The organism is Amycolatopsis sp. NPDC102522 (assembly GCF_055584485.1).
The window spans coordinates 140,427-155,595 of the sequence record NZ_JBVJLY010000021.1 but is presented as its reverse complement, the minus strand read 5'-3'; the positions used below and the strand labels follow the sequence as shown (position 1 = coordinate 155,595).

Sequence of the window (15,169 nt, the reverse complement as noted above, 5' to 3'; positions counted from 1 at the left end):
CATCCTGATCGCCTGCTGCGACGGCCTGACCGGGCTGCCCGACGCGATCCGCGGCGCGTTTCCCGACACCGTGGTCCAAACCTGCGTCGTGCACGTGATCCGCAACGCCATGCGCTTCATCTCCTACGGCGACCGGAAGAAAGTCGCCGCCGCCATGCGGGAAATCTACACCGCACCGACACTCGAAGCGGCCGAGATCGCACTCACCCAGTTCGATAAAAACTTCGGCACACAATACCCGGCAGCGATCCAAGTCTGGCGACACGCCTGGAACGACTTCACCCCCTTCCTCGACTACCCACCCGAACTCCGCAGAATCGTCTACACCACAAACTTGATCGAGAACATCAACTTCCAACTCCGTAAAATCACCAAGAACCGCGGACATTTCGACAGCGACACCGCCGCAACAAAACTGCTCTACCTCGGACTCCGCAACATCACCAGCAACCGAGGCGGACCATCAGGAACCGGAACCCGAGGCTGGAAACAAGCATTAAATACCCTCGCCGCCCTCTTCCCTGATCGCCTGCCACTCCACTAGAATCAAAGAAGAAATCATCCGTGGCTTACACGGAAATCATGACAGAGCCACCAATCACTGCCGGTCCCGAACACGCCGCCGGCGACCACGATTTCGATAGCCACCAACACCTGTCACCAATCCTGAGGACGCAGCGGCTCGCCGATGACGAGTGCAGCACGCCGGCCCAGCACTTCGAGCAGGCGAAGGACTCCACAAGGCAGGCCAACCACGGGCCGACCTCACGCGTCCAGTAACCATGACCGGCGGAAGAGAGCTCCTCTGGAACGGCTGCGTCAACGTCCGGGACCTCGGCGGACTGGGACGGGTCAGGCCGCGCGCGCTGGTCCGGATGGAGGCACCGACGCGCTTGAGCGACGCCGGCTGGGCGGCGGCTTGGGCGTACGGTGTCCGCACCGTGGTCGATCTGCGCGATCCCGGCGAGCGCGAGCCGGACAACGCACCGAGACCAGCGGGAATCACGACCGTTCATGCCCCGCTGGATCCGGTCGGCACGCCTTTCCACGAACAGTGGACGAAGATCGACAACTTGGGCTCACCGCTGTACTACCCGGCGATGCTGGCCGAACATCCCGAGCCGGTGATCACCGCCGTCAGGGCGATCGCCAACGCAGCGCCGGGGTGCGTGGTGTTCCACTGTGCCGGCGGCAAGGACCGGACCGGGCTGCTGGCGCTGGTGTTGCTCACGTTGGCCGGAGCGGCGCCGGAGGAGATCGTCGCCGACTATCTGCTGACCTACGACCGGATGAAGCAGCGGTACGACGAACTCGGTTTCCGTGACCAACTGACCGTGGTGACCGAGCTTCTCGCGGCCCGCGACACCACCATCGAAGCATCGCTGACCTCGACGATCACGTCGTTGACGATGCCGGACTTCCTTCTCGGCAACGGTCTGTCCGACGCCGAACTGGCCGCCCTGCAAGCCCGCTTGACAACACTCAAGAAGGCGAAGGAAGGCCCGAAACCCGCAGAGTGATGTTCAGCCGCCCCACCAACCCCAGCCCCGGATCGGCGGTCCCCGGCGAAACCCGCGGCACCCCGTGGAAAGCCAGCCGCGACTCCCCGCCGAACACGAACAGATCCCCCGACCGCAGATCCACGTCCGTGTAGGGCCGCCCGCGATCCGACGTGTTCCCGAACCGGAAAACGCACGCGTCCCCGAGACTCAGCGACACGACGGGCTCCAGCGAGGCCTCGTCCTTGTCCTGGTGCATCCCCATCTTCGCGGCGGAGTCGTAGAAGTTCACCAGCGCGATGTCTGGCTCGTACGACGAAGACCCGTACGCATCAAGAACGGCCCGCTGACCGAGATCGCCCAACCACGAAGGGAACGGGAGTACCGGGGAGCCGTCGTCGGTCACCTTCCCGTACCGGTACGGGTGCCAGTGCCAGCCGAGACAGACCGTCCGCACGGACATGACCCCGCCGTTCGGCAGCCGTGTCTGACGGTAGCCACGCCAGCCTCGGCAGGCTTCGACAAGCCGTCGTTGGGCGTCGAAGTCGAGCCAGTCGGGGATATGTACGGCACCGGGCGCGACTTCGGCGCGCGGGCGAGGGATCAGCGCGTCCACGTGTCGAGTTTGCCAGGGCGCGCGCCGACGATCCGGTGGCCCCGCACCAGGACACCGGCCGCGGTGAACCGTCGCAGCACGCGCAGGACGAGACGCGGGCGAGACGGAGCGTCCCTGACTGTCACAGCGAAGAAGCTCCCACAATCGGCCGCGGGAAACCACCTTTCGGATTACTCCGATCGGCCGGTTGACCGCAACGCGTTCACCCGATTACAGGGCGAGTTCGACCACCGTCACCCCGGCCCGGGCGGGCACCGGGTCGTTCATTTCCACCAGCACCGCGGGGACGTCGTCGAGGCTAACCCGTTTGCCGATCATGGCCTTCAGATCGATTCCGGCGGTCTCCACCACCCGCAGCATCTCGGGGTACTCGTGCGCTTGGAGGCCGTGGATGCCGACGATCTCCAGTTCCCCGCCGATCACCCGGTGCATCGGGATCGGCGCGATGCCCTGCGCGGGCGGCATCAGCCCGGCCTGGACGTGCCGTCCGCGCTTCCGGAGGCTGCCGACCGAGGCCGCGCAGGTGGCCGGCGAGCCGAGGCAGTCGAGGGAGACGTGCGCGCCGCCGCCGGTCAGCTCCCGAACATGAAGAGCGACGGCTTCGTGGCCCTCGAAGCCGGAAGGGTCGACGCTCAAGGCCGCTCCCATCCGTGTGGCCAGCGCCCTGGCCTGCGGGGAAGGGTCGATGGCGACGACCGACGCACCGGCCGCGACGGCCAGCAGGATCGCCGAGACGCCGACGCCGCCACAGCCGTGGACAGCGACCCACTTGCCGGGCCGGACCCCGCCTTGGCGCAGCACCGCCCGGAACGCCGTCCCGAACCGGCAGCCCAGCGCCGCCGCCTCGGCCGAAGACAGCGAGTCCGGCAGCGCCACGAGGTTGACCTCGGCGTTTTCGAGGGCGACGTACTCCGCGAACGAGCCCCAGTGGGTCGCGCCCGGTTGGAACTCACGGTCGCAGATCTGCTGGTCACCGGCCGCGCACTGGGCGCAACTGCCGCAGGCGCAGACGAACGGCACGGTCACCCTGTCGCCCACCGACCAGCCTCGGACGCCTTCGCCGAGCGACGAGATCCGGCCGGCGAGTTCGTGCCCGGCGACGTGCGGCAGCTTCACCGACGTGTCGTGACCCTGCCAGGAATGCCAGTCGCTGCGGCACACCCCGGTCGCTTCGACGGCGATCACCACTCCGCCCGGCGGCGCGGACGGATCCGGCACCTCGCGTACCTCGGGCAGCACCCCGAACTCCTCGAAGACGACCGCCCGCAACCCTTGCTCCCTACGTTCCCGTGTCCCGGCCTCGCTGCATCACCAGGCCCTCGCCGGGCACCGTACACCGGGCCGCACGTCCGCGTGGCGGCCCGAGAAGCCGGGACAGGGACTCCGGCGGCACCCCGAGGATGTCTTCGAGATTCTTGAGCACCAGCAGGGATTCCGGCCGTTCGGGGCGGCAGCGGCCGGACTGCCAGTGGCTCAGCGTCGCGAGACTGACCGAGCACCCCCGCCCCCTCAGCCGGTACCGGATCCGGTCGAGACCGAGACCCCTCGCCCTGATCGCCGCCCTGAGGGCGTCCGCGAACGGCCCGGTCTCCAGCAGCCGCCTGAGTTCACGTCCTTCCGCCACCCCCCGGTCGATGGTGTGTGTCCGCTGACCGGTCATTGTCATCGCCTTCGCACGCTCGCTAGCCACCCGGAATAGCGCAGCCTAGGCGCGGGATCACATGATCGGAAGGGCCTTAGATCACCTATCCGCCCGGCATGTGGGTGACGTGCCCGAAGGCCGAATTATGCAGGGACGTAGGGAAAATTCCCACCGCGAGGCCCGGACGAAACGCGTCCACAGTGGACACGGGTCAGCGCAGCGCGACCGAAAGCGCCTGGGCGATCTCCTTGCCGATCGCGTGCGTCGCCGCGTCCGGCGGCGAGCCGACCTTGACCACCATCGGCCCGCCGAACGGCTGGCGCTCGACGACCTCGATCCGCTCGCCGAGGCCGATCGAGTGCTCGGTGAGGTAGCGCAGGAGTTCCGGGTCGGTGTCCCAGACGCGGACGATCTCGCCGACCGCGCCGGGCGGGAGGTCGTCGAGGATGCGCATCGGCATCTCCTCGACGCTGCCGTCGGGGGCGGGGATGGGGTCGCCGTGCGGGTCGCGCACCGGGTTGCCGAGTTTCGCCGCGATCCGTTCGACGAGCCTGTCCGACACCGCGTGTTCGAGCGCGTCGGCCTCGGCGTGCACCTCGTCCCAGGTGTAGCCGAGTTCGGACACCAGGTAGGTCTCGATCAGCCGGTGGCGGCGGAGCACCGAGCGGGCGAGCTGCCTGCCTTCGGTGGTCAGCTCGATCCCGCGGTACGGGACGTGCGCGACCAGCCCCAGCTGGGACAGCTTGGTGACCATGCCGGACGCCGACGACGGGCTGACCTCCAGCCGCCCGGCCAGCGACGTGTTGGTGACGGCTTCACCGCGCTCCACCAGCCCGTAGATCACCCGGACGTAGTCCTCCACCGACGACGACCTGCGGTTCGCCCCTTCACCCATGGGTCAGAGTTTACGGCGTGCCGCTTGGCCGCGACTCACCCAGCGTGCGGTCGCCAGCGGTACCGGATCCAGCCGGGGACGGGGTCGGCGCCGAGCTGGGCGTAGAACGCCTCGCCCTTCTCGTTGCCCTCCTGCATGTCCCATTCGACGCGGCCCGGTGTCCGGGCGCTCAGCTCGTCGAGCAGCTCCCGCCCGAGGCCGAACCGCCGGTGGTCCGGGCGCACGAAGAGGTCGTCGAGCCAGATCCCCGGCCGGGCCTCCCAGGTGGAGAAGTTCCAGCTGCAGAAGGCGAAGCCGGCGACCTCGTCCGGCGCGTCCGGCGGGGTGGCGAGCAGCACCCACGCCTTCGGAGCGGGTCCGAAGAGGAATCCGGCCATCTCCTGGCGGTCCAGCTTCAGATCGTGTTTGTCCTCGTAGACAGCGTGCTCCTCGATGAGCGCGCAGATCTCCTCGATGTCGCCCGCGACGGCGTCCCGTACCGGCATCAGTCTCAGCTCCGTTCGTAGACGAGGTCGCCGCCGACGGCGGTGGCGACGACGTGGATCGAATCCAAAGTGGACTCGTCGGTCGGGTCGGCCGAGAGGACGGCGAAGTCAGCGAGCTTGCCGGCCTCCAGCGTGCCCAGGTCCTTCTCGGCGAAAGCGGCGTACGCGGAGCCGTAGGTGTACGCGCGCAGGGCTTCGGCGGGCGTGAGCCGCTCGTCGGGCCCCAGCACGACACCGGACGCGGTCTTCCGCCGCACCATGTCGGCCAGCGCGAGCAGCGGCGCGCCTTGGACGACGGGGCGGTCCGAGCTGGCGGGGAGCACGCATCCCGCGTCGAGCAGGCTCTTGAGCCGGTAGCACCACGGCTCGCGCTCGGGGCCGAGGGCGGCGCGCATCCCGTCGCCGATCTCGTTCACGAACCGGCCCTGCGGCGACGCGATCAGCCCCAGTGACGCCAGTCTCTTCAGCTCTTCGGGCCGCAGTACCGCGCAGTGCTCGATGCGGTGCCGGTGAACGGGCCGCGGGTCCGATTTCAGGGCGGCTTCGTAGGCGTCGAGGACGACGGTGATCGCGCGGTCGCCGATGGCGTGCGTCGCGATCTGCCAGCCTGCCCGGTGCGCGGCGGCGATCGTCCGCGCGATCTCGTCCTCGGGCACCTGGAAGTAGCCGACGTTGTCCGGCTCACCGGCGAACGGCTCGTGCATCGCGCAGGTCCGGCCGATCAGCGAGCCGTCGGCGAACAGTTTCATCGCGCCGAGCCGCAGCCATTCGTCGCCGAACCCGGTACGCATCCCCAGGTCGAGACCAAATCCGGCTCCCGCGTCGAGGTCGTGGAGCACGCTCGCCGCGACCATCACCGTGCTCCGCACCCGCAGCACCCCGCGGTCGCGCGCCACCTGGTAGGCCGCGAGTTCGGCGGGGGTCTCCCCCACGAGACCCCCGCCGATCCCGGCCTCCTGGACACTCGTGATGCCCTCGGCCAGGTAGCGCTCGCTCGCCCTGTCCAGGCCGCGGACGACCCGCTCGACCGGCGTCGGGTAGGTCAGCGGCCGCAGCAGGAGCTGGGCCTGTTCGCGCAGCAGACCGGTCGGCGAGCCGTCTTCGTCGCGGACGACGTCACCGCCCACCGGCACGTTCTCCAGGTCCAGCCGCTCCAGGACGGCGGAGTTGACCACGGTCATATGCCCGGACGTGTGCTTGAGCCGCACGAGGTGCCCGGGCGCCGCGCGATCGAGCCCCTGCCTGGTCGGATGGCCGCCCACGAGCTTGTTCTGGTCGTAGCCGCTGCCGATGATCCACTCGCCCGACGGCGTTTCGGCGGCGCGGCGCGCGACGGCGTCGTACACCTCGTCCACGCTGCGGCAATCCGACAGGGCGACGTCGTCCAGCGCCATGCCGAACCAGGCCATGTGGTTGTGCGCGTCGTGGAAACCGGGCACCACCACCGAGCCGCCGAGGTCGACGCGTCGTTTTGCGGAAAGCGCGGCAGCATCAGTGCCCAATGCGACTATTCGCCCGTTGAGCACCGCAAGTGCTACGGATTCCTCCGTCCCGGTGAGGAATCGGGCGTTCTCGTAGACCGTGTCGACCCGCATGGATTCGACCCTATCGATCGATCGATCGGTCGTCTAGGCTCGGCGTCATGAGCACCGTGGACTACGCACTCGACGACGGCATCGCCGTGATCTGGCTGAACCGCCCCGAACGGCTCAACGCGGTGGTCGCCGAACTGGTCGACGACCTGTTGGAAGCCCTCGACGCGGCCGCGCGTTCGGACGCGCGGGCGGTCGTGCTCGCCGGCCGGGGGCGTGCGTTTTGCGCGGGCCACGACCTCAAGGAGCCCACCCCGGCGGGTGATTCACGCCCCAGGCTCGATCGGCTGCAAGACGTGACGCGCCGCCTCCGCGGGCTCCGCCAGCCCGTCATCGCCGCGGTCCACGGCTACGCGATCGGCGCGGGTGCCGAGTTCGCGATGGGCTGCGACCTGATCCTCGCCGCCGAAGACGCGGTGTTCGCCTTCCCCGAGGTCTCGCTGGGCCTCAGCGTCACGGGTGCGGCGTCGCGGCTGCTGCCACTGCTGGTCGGCCCGCTGAAGGCCAAGGAACTCCTGCTGCTGGGCGAGCGTGTGAGCGGCGCCGAAGCGCACGGACTCGGCCTGGTCAACGCCGTCCTGCCCGCCGACGACCTGATGGACACCGCGCTCGACTGGGCGGCCCGGATCGCCGCCCATCCGGCGGCCGCGGCCACGATGGCCAAACGCGCCCTCGATTCCGGCATCGACAGCTCGCTCGACGCCGCGCTCGAACTCGAGGTCAGCCACGCGCTGATCACCGAACACTCCGCCGAGGTCGCCGCGTCGGCCGAGGCGTTCCGGAGCCGGACGTGACCTCGCTCGCCGGGGTCGACACCCTCCTCGGGCTGACCGGCCGCGCCGCCGCGCTCTGGCCGGACAGGACGGCGTGGATCTTCGACTCCACCGGCGAAAGCTTCACCTTCGCCGAAGTCGACGAGCGCAGCACGGAGTTCGCCCGGGCGCTGCTGGACCTCGGCGCGCGGCCGGGCGACAGGGTCGCGGTCATGCTGCGCAACCAGCCCGAATTCCCGTTGCTGTGGCTGGCCTTGGCCAAGATCGGCGGGGTGCTCGTCCCGGTCAACACCGGGTACCGTGAATTCGACGGCGCCCACGTGCTGCGCCATTCCGGCGCCCGGTTCGCCGTCGTGGCCGAGGAATTCCTGGAACTGCTGGCCAAGATCGCGCCGGAGACCTCGCTGGAACGCGTGCTCACGCCCGGCGAACTCACCGATCCCGGCGGCAGCCAGGCCTTTTCGAGTGAAGGTGAACGCCCGGTCAACATCCAGTACACCTCGGGGACCACGGGTGCCCCCAAGGGCTGCGTGCTGCCGAACCGGTACTGGACGACGCTGGCGATCAGCCTGGCCACGGACTTCCCCGCGGTCGGCGCGGACGACGTCATCCTGACCGCGCAACCGTTCCACTACATCGATCCACAGTGGAACGTCGCGCTGGGGCTCGCGGGCGGCGCGACGCTGGTGGTGCTCGACCGCTTCCACCCGTCCACGTTCTGGGAGAAGATCCGCGAACACGGCGTCACCTGGTTCTACTGCCTCGGCCTGATGCCCACGCTTCTGCTGCGCCAGCCGGAAAGCGAGCTGGACAAGGCACACCGGGTCCGCGCGATCTGCGCGTCGGCCATCCCGCGTGACCTGCACGCCGCGCTCGAAGCACGCTGGGGCGCGCCGTGGTTCGAGGCCTTCGGCATGACCGAGACCGGCGGCGACATCCGGATGTACCCGGCGGATCACGACGAGACCATCGGCACCGGCTGCCTCGGCAGGCCCGCGCCGAAGCGCGAGGTGATGATCGCGGACGCGGCCGGGAAACCGCTGCCACGCGGGGAAACCGGCGAGCTGCTGATCCGCGGGGTCGGCCTGATGCACGGCTACCACGACGACGTCGAGGCGACCAGGCGCGCGTTCGACGGCGGCTGGTTCCACACCGGCGATCTGGCCACAATGGACGACGAGGGCCGCGTGTACTACGTGGGCCGCACCAAGGACATGATCCGCCGCAGCGGCGAGAACATCTCCGCCGACGAGGTCGAGCGGGCGCTGCAGCTGCATCCGGCGGTCAAGCTCGCCGCCGTCATCGCGGTGCCGGACGAGCTCCGCGGCGAGGAGGTCAAGGCGTATCTCGTCCTCGACGAAAACGAAGGACACCGGTGCGAACCTGCCGAGCTGGCGGAGTTCTGCTCGGCGAAACTGGCCTACTTCAAGATCCCCCGGTTCTGGACCTTCGCGGCGGAACTGCCGATGACGCCGTCGGAACGGGTCGCCAAGGGTGAGCTGAGGAAGGCGGAAGACCTCCGCGCCGGTTCTTGGGACAGGACCACCGAAACATGGCTGTAAGTACTCGCGAACGGGTTCGCCAGGCCGCGGTGAAACTGTTCGCCACCAAGGGTTTCCACGGCACCGGCATCCGGGATCTCGCCCAGGAGGCGGAGCTGTCGTCCGCCAGCCTGTACCACTACATGGGCACCAAAGAGGACCTGCTGGTGGCCATCATGAACGAATCCCTGCGGCGCCTGCTCGACGCGGCCGAGCAGGCGACAGCCGGGCTCACCGATCCCGTGTCCCGGCTCGGATCCCTGGTGGCGCTGCACGTCCTCGCGCACGCCATCCAGCCGGACGACACCCGCGTGGTGGACAACGAGGTCCACGCGCTCACCCCCGGCGCCAGGGCCGGGGTCGTGGGGCTGCGCGACGCCTACGAAAGGCTGTGGGCGGACGCCATCGAAGACGGTGTCGCGGCCGGCGTCTTCCACACCGACCAGCCTTCGGTGACCAGGCTCGCACTGGTGGAGATGTGCAGCGGGGTCGCCCGCTGGTATTCACCTGCCGGGCCGCTCACCCTCGATCAGCTGGCCTCGCATTACGCGGAACTGGCGCTGCGCGCGCTCGCCTGTGAACGTCATCTGGATGTCACAGCCTTGCAAAACTGCCGTGAAGTGGTCTCGGGAGTGTGGCGAGTGCCCGTTTAGCGGCGACTTTAGGACGGTACGCCTTGCTCAGACGGCTTGTCTGGGGGACGCTCGAAGGGTGACTGAGCAAACGATCCAACTCGAACTGGACGACTCGGGTCTCTCGCCGGCGTTGCCGGTGCCTTCGAACCCCCGTGATCAGGTGCAAGACGTCCCCTACCGCCCGGTGGGCTTCCGCGACGACGACCTGCCCTCGGCCCTCGAACGGTGCGCGACATGGCTACGCCAGGCTCAGGAGTGGCTCGGGGAACCGGTCGATGTGCTGGCCGTCCATCTCGACTATGACGACCGCAAGGGTTCGCCCTACTACGACGTGAAGCTTCTCTGCAACGAAGAGGACCTGGCCGGGGTCCCGATCGCGATGCGGGGGAAGAAGGAAGACTAGGGCAAACGCGGTGAAGGGGCCTTTCCACGCGATTTCGCGGGGAAAGGCCCCTTCGTCTAGCCGAGGGTGCCGCCGACCTTGACGTGCCCCTTGAGCAGGTTGCGCGCGATGGTCCGGCGCTGGATCTCGTCGGTGCCCTCGTAGATCCGCAGCAGCCGCAGTTCGCGGTACCACCGCTCGACAGGCAGTTCCCGCGTGTAGCCCATTCCGCCGTGGATCTGCAGGACGCGGTCGACGATCTCGTTCGCCTTCACCCCGCCGTACAGCTTCGCCATCGACTGCGCGTGCCGCGAGTCCAGCTTCTGGTCGACCTGCCAGGCGGCGTGCAGCACCAGCCAGCGCAGCGCCTCCAGCTCGGTGCCGGAGTCCGCGATCATCCACTGGATGGCCTGGCGCTCGGCGATCTTCTGCCCGAACGTCTCCCGCGTGTTGGCGTGCTCGATGGCCATCGAGATCAGCCGCTCGCAGGAGCCGATCGCGCGGGCGGGCAGCAGGTAGCGGCCCGCGCCGATCCACTGCATGGCCAGGTCGAAACCGTGGCCGAGCTCGCCGAGGATCTGCGTCTCGGGGACGCGGACGTCCTCGAAGACCAGCGCCGCCGGGCCCCATTCGCCCATGGTGTCGATGTACTCGGACTTCCAGCCCGCGTCGCGGTCGACGAGGAAGCAGGTGACGCCGCCGTTCGCGCCCTTCTCGGGGTCGGTGATCGCGAACACCATCACGAAGTCGGCTTCGTTGCCGCCGGTGATGAAGGTCTTCTCGCCGTTGATGACCCAGTCGGTGCCGTCCTTGCGGGCGGAGGTCCGGATGGCCTTGGCGTCCGAACCCGCGCCGGGTTCGGTGATCGCGAAGCACGACTTGCGTTCGCCCGAGATCGTCGGGAGCAGGTAGCGCTCCTTCTGCTCGTCGTTGGCGTAGTACAGGATGTTGTCCGCGTTCCCGCCGAAGCGGAACGGCACGAACGTGCGGCCGAGTTCGGCCTCCAGCAGCGCGGTCATCACCGCGGACAGGCCCATGCCGCCGTACTCCTCGGGCGTCTGCACCCCCCAGAAGCCGGACTCCTTGGCCTTGAGCTGCAGCTCGCGCAGCTCGTCGGCGGTGAGACCCGGCTGACCGGCGCGTTCGCGGCGCAGCACCTCCTGCTCACGCGGCATCAGGTCCCGCTGGACGAACGTGCGGACCCAGTCGCGCACCTCGCGTTCCTCGACGCTGAGAGAGAAATCCATGGTCAGCCCGCTCCTGTTCGGCATTGACTAAGCGCTCGCTTAGCTCAGCGTACCGCTTCGGTTGTCGTTCGCCGAGAAACTGTCATAAGTTTTCGCAACCTGATCTCGTCTCGTTGAAGGGCACCCATGAGCACGCAGGCACCCGCGGCGAAGCGGGACCGGACCCATTACCTCTACATCGCCGTCATCGCGGCGGTGGCGCTCGGCATCGCGGTCGGCATCCTGTTCCCCCAGTTCGGCAAGGAACTGAAGCCGCTCGGGACCGGGTTCGTGAACCTGATCAAGATGATGATCTCGCCGATCATCTTCTGCACGATCGCGCTCGGCGTCGGCTCGGTGGCGAAGGCGGCGAAGGTCGGCCGCGTCGGCGGGCTCGCGATCGGCTACTTCCTGGTGATGTCCACGGTCGCGCTGGTCATCGGCCTGGTCGTCGGCAACCTGCTCCAGCCGGGCGCCGGGCTGCACCTGACCCCCGAGATCGCCGAAAAGGGACAGGACCAGATCGCCAAGAGCGAGGGCACCGTCGAGTTCCTGCTCGGGATCATCCCGAAGACGCTGGTCTCGGCGTTCACCGAGGGCGAGGTGCTGCAGACGCTGCTGGTCGCGCTGCTCGCCGGGTTCGCGCTGCAGAAACTGGGTCCGAAGGGCGAGCCGATCCGCCGCGGCATCGAGCACATCCAGCGGCTCGTGTTCCGGATCCTGGCGATGATCATGTGGGCGGCCCCGGTCGGCGCGTTCGGCGCGATCGCCGCCGTCGTCGGCGAGACCGGCTGGAAGGCGCTGCAGAGCCTCGCGGTGATCATGTTCGGCTTCTACATCACCTGCGGGTTGTTCGTGTTCGGGGTGCTCGGGCTGATCATCGGCGTGTTCGCCAGGGTCAACATCTTCAAACTGCTGAAATACCTCGGCCGCGAGTTCCTGCTGATCCTCTCGACGTCGTCTTCGGAGTCGGCGCTGCCGCGGCTGATCGCGAAGATGGAGCACGCCGGCGTCTCCAAACCCGTGGTCGGCATCACCGTGCCCACCGGGTACTCGTTCAACCTCGACGGCACCGCGATCTACCTGACGATGGCGTCCATCTTCATCGCGGACGCGCTCGACAAGCCACTGACCATCGGCGAGCAGATCTCGTTGCTGGTGTTCATGATCATCGCGTCGAAGGGAGCCGCCGGGGTCACCGGCGCGGGGCTCGCGACGCTGGCGGGCGGGCTGTCGTCGCACCGGCCGGAACTGGTCGACGGCGTCGGGTTCATCGTCGGCATCGACCGGTTCATGTCCGAGGCCCGCGCGCTGACGAACTTCGCGGGCAACGCCGTCGCGACCGTGCTGATCGGCACTTGGACCAACGAGATCGACCGCGAGCAGCTGGATCGGACGCTGAATGGCGAGTCGCCGTTCGACGAAGCGACTTTGCTCGACGAAAACTCGAGTGATGCCAGTGTCGAATCGGGTAGAAAGGAGACGTGATCGAATGTGCGGTCCACTGGTCCCCGCCCCTGCCCGCTGAACCCCGGTTCCTGGCCCTGCTCGACGAGGTCGAACAAGGCCGGTACGACAGCTACCGCCAGGACATCGACAAGCGCCGGTTCCTGACCGGCCGGATGCTGGCGAAGACCGTCGCCGCCGAGCGGCTCGGCCTGGCTGTCGAAGACGTGAGCTTCGACGCGACCTGTGAAGACTGCGGGAAACCGCACGGCCGCCCCCGGGTGCCCGGTGCGCCGCTGATGCTGTCGATCTCGCATTCCGGCGACCTCATCGGCGTCGCGGCCACCGCGGGGACCCCGGTCGGCCTCGACGTCGAGACGGCCACCAGGCGCGCCGAGGACTCGCTCATGGAGTACGCGCTGACCCCGACCGAGCAGGCCGCGATCTCCGGGCTGCTCGCCGAGCAGCGCGCGACGGCGTTCTTCACGTACTGGACGCGCAAGGAAGCCGTCATGAAGGCCACCGGGAAGGGCCTCAAGATCCCGCTGCAGAGCATCACGTTCTCCGGATACGACGAACAGGCGCGGCTGGTCCGGTCGAGCCACGCGGCCCTCGACCCGGCGCGGACCCGGCTCGCGGACCTGAAGGCGACCGAGGGCTACCGGGCCGCCGTCGCGCTGATCACCTCGGACGACATCTCGGTCACCGAAGACTTCGTGACCCTCTAGATCTCCAGACCCATGGCGGCCAGCAGGGTGCGGAACTTCGCCGAGGTCTCGTCGAGTTCGGTCCGGGGGTCGGACGCGGGCACGATGCCGCCGCCGGAGTACAGCCGCATGGAGGTGTCGGCGATCTCCGCGCACCGGATCCCGACGGCCCATTCGCCGTCTCCCGCCGCGTCGACCCAGCCGACGGCGCCCGCGTAGTAGGCGCGGTCGAACGGCTCCAGCTCCTGGACCAGGGAGCGTGCGGCGTCGGTCGGCGTTCCGCAGACCGCAGGGGTCGGATGCAGCGCGGCGGCGAGGTCCAGCGCGGTGACGCCGGAGTCGATCAGCTCACCGGTGACGGTGGTCGAGAGGTGCCAGATCGCCGGCGTCGAGACCAGTTCGGGGCCGCGGACGTCGAGGGTGCGGCAGAACGGCCGCAGGATCTCGACGACGGACTCCACCACCACGGCGTGTTCGACGTGGTCCTTTTCGGACGCCAGGAGCGCCTCACCATGGGCCTTGTCGATCGCCGGGTCCGCCGACCGGGGCATCGACCCGGCATGCGGCCGGGACAGCACGGCGCCGCCGGTGCGGGACAGCAGGAGCTCGGGGGTGGCGCCGACCAGCGTGCGCCCGCCGGGCAGCTGCGCGGCGTAGGTGGTGTGCCGGGGGTTCCCGTTCGCCAGGTTCCGGACGACGTCGGCGACCGGGACGGCGTCGGCGAAGTCGAGGTCGAGAGCGCGGGCCAGGACGACTTTGCGCAGGTCACGGTCGCTCAGCGCCGAGACGGCCGCGCGGACGGCGGCGAGATGCGCCTCCGGTTCGGGCACGGAAGTGACCTTGACCGGCTGCGGGAGAACGGTGCGCGGCGGGACGGCCGCTCGATCGGACGATGCGCGTTGCACCGTGCGAGGCAGAACCAGATGGCTCGGCGTGGAAGTGGTGTCGAAGGGCAGCACACCGACCGCGATCGGTGCGCCCGAGTCGGCGAACAGCCCAGGCAGAGCCTTGGACAGCCGCGCCGGATCGGTGTCGGTCGCGGTGCCCGCGGCCCCGCTCGCGAGGAGTGCGTTCCGGGCCGTGGCCAGGAGGAAGTCGCCCCGCTCGTAGCGGGCGGCCAGGTCTGCCGGGGTCGCCGGTGCGGTACTGGTCGTCACCCCACCAGCGTCCCAGGCTCCGGCTGAGACCAGGGGAAAGTGTTGCCCGGGCAACAGCCTCTCAGGCGACACCTTCCCCTGGACAGCCCGTGACCTGGGCGGAAGCGTTACTTCAGCGCCTCGAGGAGGGCCTCGCGCTGCCGCTCACCCAGGCCGGCTGCACGCCGGTCAGGGTCGATCCCGGCCTGCTCCAGCAGGGCGGCGACCTTGACCGCGCCCAGACCGGGCACGGCCTTCAGCAGCTGCGTGACCTTCGTCTTGCCGATGGTCTTGTTCTCCTTGGCCTGCTTGAGCACCTTGTCGATGCTCTCCTTGCCGGACTTGATCGACGCAAGCAGCTCGGAGCGCGCCTTGCGAGCCTCAGCCGCCTTGGCGAGGGCATCGGCGCGCTGCTCCGGAGTCAACGTGGGCAGAGCCAACGTAGTAGTCCTTTCATCTCAGGTCTCCGCTTTCGCGGCCGACGGCCTTTAAACCATGCTTGCAAGAGCAAGCGCTGGCCAGCCGTCTCTGTACCACGGCCCCAGTAAACGCCACTCGTTCCTCGGCCGTGAAACCGACACGCACTTATTACCC

At 68.7% G+C, this 15,169-nt stretch carries 18 protein-coding genes; 8 read left to right on the top strand and 10 right to left on the bottom strand.

What is annotated here, in order from left to right:
- Together ACZ6YV_RS34850 and ACZ6YV_RS34845 are read left to right on the top strand one after the other, a co-directional pair.
- Nucleotides 1–544, top strand: a 544-nt coding sequence (locus tag ACZ6YV_RS34850; RefSeq protein ID WP_465513652.1) for an IS256 family transposase, incomplete at its 5' end; no start/stop codon positions are given.
- Nucleotides 545–782: 238 nt separating this feature from the next.
- Entirely contained in the window at nt 783–1,520 is a 738-nt protein-coding gene (locus ACZ6YV_RS34845; RefSeq protein ID WP_465513651.1) for a tyrosine-protein phosphatase, read from the top strand.
- Here ACZ6YV_RS34845 and ACZ6YV_RS34840 read toward each other — a convergent pair.
- The 7 genes from ACZ6YV_RS34840 to ACZ6YV_RS34810 all read right to left on the bottom strand — a co-directional run bounded on the left by ACZ6YV_RS34840 (nt 1,483) and on the right by ACZ6YV_RS34810 (nt 6,732).
- Entirely contained in the window at nt 1,483–2,115 is a 633-nt protein-coding gene (locus tag ACZ6YV_RS34840) for an alpha-ketoglutarate-dependent dioxygenase AlkB family protein (protein ID WP_465513650.1), read from the bottom strand. The genes ACZ6YV_RS34845 and ACZ6YV_RS34840 overlap by 38 nt on opposite strands.
- Nucleotides 2,103–2,240, bottom strand: coding sequence for a hypothetical protein (locus ACZ6YV_RS34835; RefSeq protein ID WP_465513649.1), 138 nt, complete (start codon nt 2,238–2,240; stop codon nt 2,103–2,105). The genes ACZ6YV_RS34840 and ACZ6YV_RS34835 overlap by 13 nt, the downstream gene beginning before the upstream one ends.
- An 85-nt stretch (nt 2,241–2,325) precedes the next feature.
- A complete protein-coding gene (locus tag ACZ6YV_RS34830; protein WP_465513648.1) occupies nt 2,326–3,384 on the bottom strand; it encodes a zinc-dependent alcohol dehydrogenase family protein in 1,059 nt (352 codons plus the stop codon).
- A 10-nt stretch (nt 3,385–3,394) separates the two neighbouring features.
- Complete coding sequence (locus tag ACZ6YV_RS34825; protein ID WP_378241090.1) at nt 3,395–3,781, bottom strand: transcriptional regulator; 387 nt, start codon at nt 3,779–3,781, stop codon at nt 3,395–3,397.
- Between the two features lie 187 nt (nt 3,782–3,968).
- Entirely contained in the window at nt 3,969–4,652 is a 684-nt protein-coding gene (locus ACZ6YV_RS34820; RefSeq protein WP_020631721.1) for a metal-dependent transcriptional regulator, read from the bottom strand.
- A 35-nt stretch (nt 4,653–4,687) separates the two neighbouring features.
- Nucleotides 4,688–5,137, bottom strand: a complete 450-nt coding sequence (locus ACZ6YV_RS34815; protein WP_465513647.1) for a GNAT family N-acetyltransferase — start codon at nt 5,135–5,137, stop codon at nt 4,688–4,690.
- 5 nt (nt 5,138–5,142) lie between these two features.
- Nucleotides 5,143–6,732, bottom strand: coding sequence for an amidohydrolase (locus ACZ6YV_RS34810; protein ID WP_465513646.1), 1,590 nt, complete (start codon nt 6,730–6,732; stop codon nt 5,143–5,145).
- A 47-nt stretch (nt 6,733–6,779) separates the two neighbouring features.
- On the opposite strand from ACZ6YV_RS34810, the gene ACZ6YV_RS34805 reads away from it, so the two are divergent.
- From ACZ6YV_RS34805 to ACZ6YV_RS34790, 4 genes are read left to right on the top strand one after another with little or no spacing between them, the layout of a single operon-like run.
- Complete coding sequence (locus tag ACZ6YV_RS34805) at nt 6,780–7,523, top strand: enoyl-CoA hydratase/isomerase family protein (RefSeq protein ID WP_465513645.1); 744 nt, start codon at nt 6,780–6,782, stop codon at nt 7,521–7,523.
- The gene (locus ACZ6YV_RS34800; protein WP_465513644.1) at nt 7,520–9,064 is read left to right on the top strand and encodes an ATP-dependent acyl-CoA ligase; all 1,545 of its coding nucleotides are present in this window, start codon (nt 7,520–7,522) and stop codon (nt 9,062–9,064) included. Before ACZ6YV_RS34805 ends, ACZ6YV_RS34800 begins: the two co-directional genes overlap by 4 nt.
- Entirely contained in the window at nt 9,055–9,696 is a 642-nt protein-coding gene (locus tag ACZ6YV_RS34795) for a TetR/AcrR family transcriptional regulator (RefSeq protein WP_465513643.1), read from the top strand. The genes ACZ6YV_RS34800 and ACZ6YV_RS34795 overlap by 10 nt, the downstream gene beginning before the upstream one ends.
- Before the next feature lie 58 nt (nt 9,697–9,754).
- Nucleotides 9,755–10,081, top strand: coding sequence for a hypothetical protein (locus ACZ6YV_RS34790; RefSeq protein WP_378241076.1), 327 nt, complete (start codon nt 9,755–9,757; stop codon nt 10,079–10,081).
- A gap of 56 nt (nt 10,082–10,137) precedes the next feature.
- Here ACZ6YV_RS34790 and ACZ6YV_RS34785 read toward each other — a convergent pair whose 3' ends face one another.
- A complete protein-coding gene (locus ACZ6YV_RS34785; RefSeq protein ID WP_465513642.1) occupies nt 10,138–11,307 on the bottom strand; it encodes an acyl-CoA dehydrogenase family protein in 1,170 nt (389 codons plus the stop codon).
- A gap of 126 nt (nt 11,308–11,433) precedes the next feature.
- Here ACZ6YV_RS34785 and ACZ6YV_RS34780 point away from each other — a divergent pair, with 126 nt between their 5' ends.
- Both ACZ6YV_RS34780 and ACZ6YV_RS34775 read left to right on the top strand, forming a co-directional pair.
- Nucleotides 11,434–12,774, top strand: coding sequence for a cation:dicarboxylate symporter family transporter (locus tag ACZ6YV_RS34780; protein ID WP_465513641.1), 1,341 nt, complete (start codon nt 11,434–11,436; stop codon nt 12,772–12,774).
- On the top strand, nt 12,771–13,460 hold the full coding sequence (locus ACZ6YV_RS34775) for a 4'-phosphopantetheinyl transferase family protein (protein ID WP_465513640.1): 690 nt from the start codon (nt 12,771–12,773) through the stop codon (nt 13,458–13,460). The genes ACZ6YV_RS34780 and ACZ6YV_RS34775 overlap by 4 nt, the downstream gene beginning before the upstream one ends.
- On the opposite strand, the gene ACZ6YV_RS34770 is transcribed toward ACZ6YV_RS34775, so the two are convergent.
- On the bottom strand, nt 13,457–14,596 hold the full coding sequence (locus tag ACZ6YV_RS34770; protein ID WP_465513639.1) for an isochorismate synthase: 1,140 nt from the start codon (nt 14,594–14,596) through the stop codon (nt 13,457–13,459). The two genes, ACZ6YV_RS34775 and ACZ6YV_RS34770, sit on opposite strands and share 4 nt — an antisense overlap.
- A gap of 107 nt (nt 14,597–14,703) precedes the next feature.
- Nucleotides 14,704–15,015 (bottom strand): integration host factor, actinobacterial type, encoded by a 312-nt coding sequence (mihF, locus tag ACZ6YV_RS34765; protein ID WP_005155963.1) that lies wholly within the window; start codon nt 15,013–15,015, stop codon nt 14,704–14,706.
- Between the last annotated feature and the right edge of the window lie 154 nt (nt 15,016–15,169).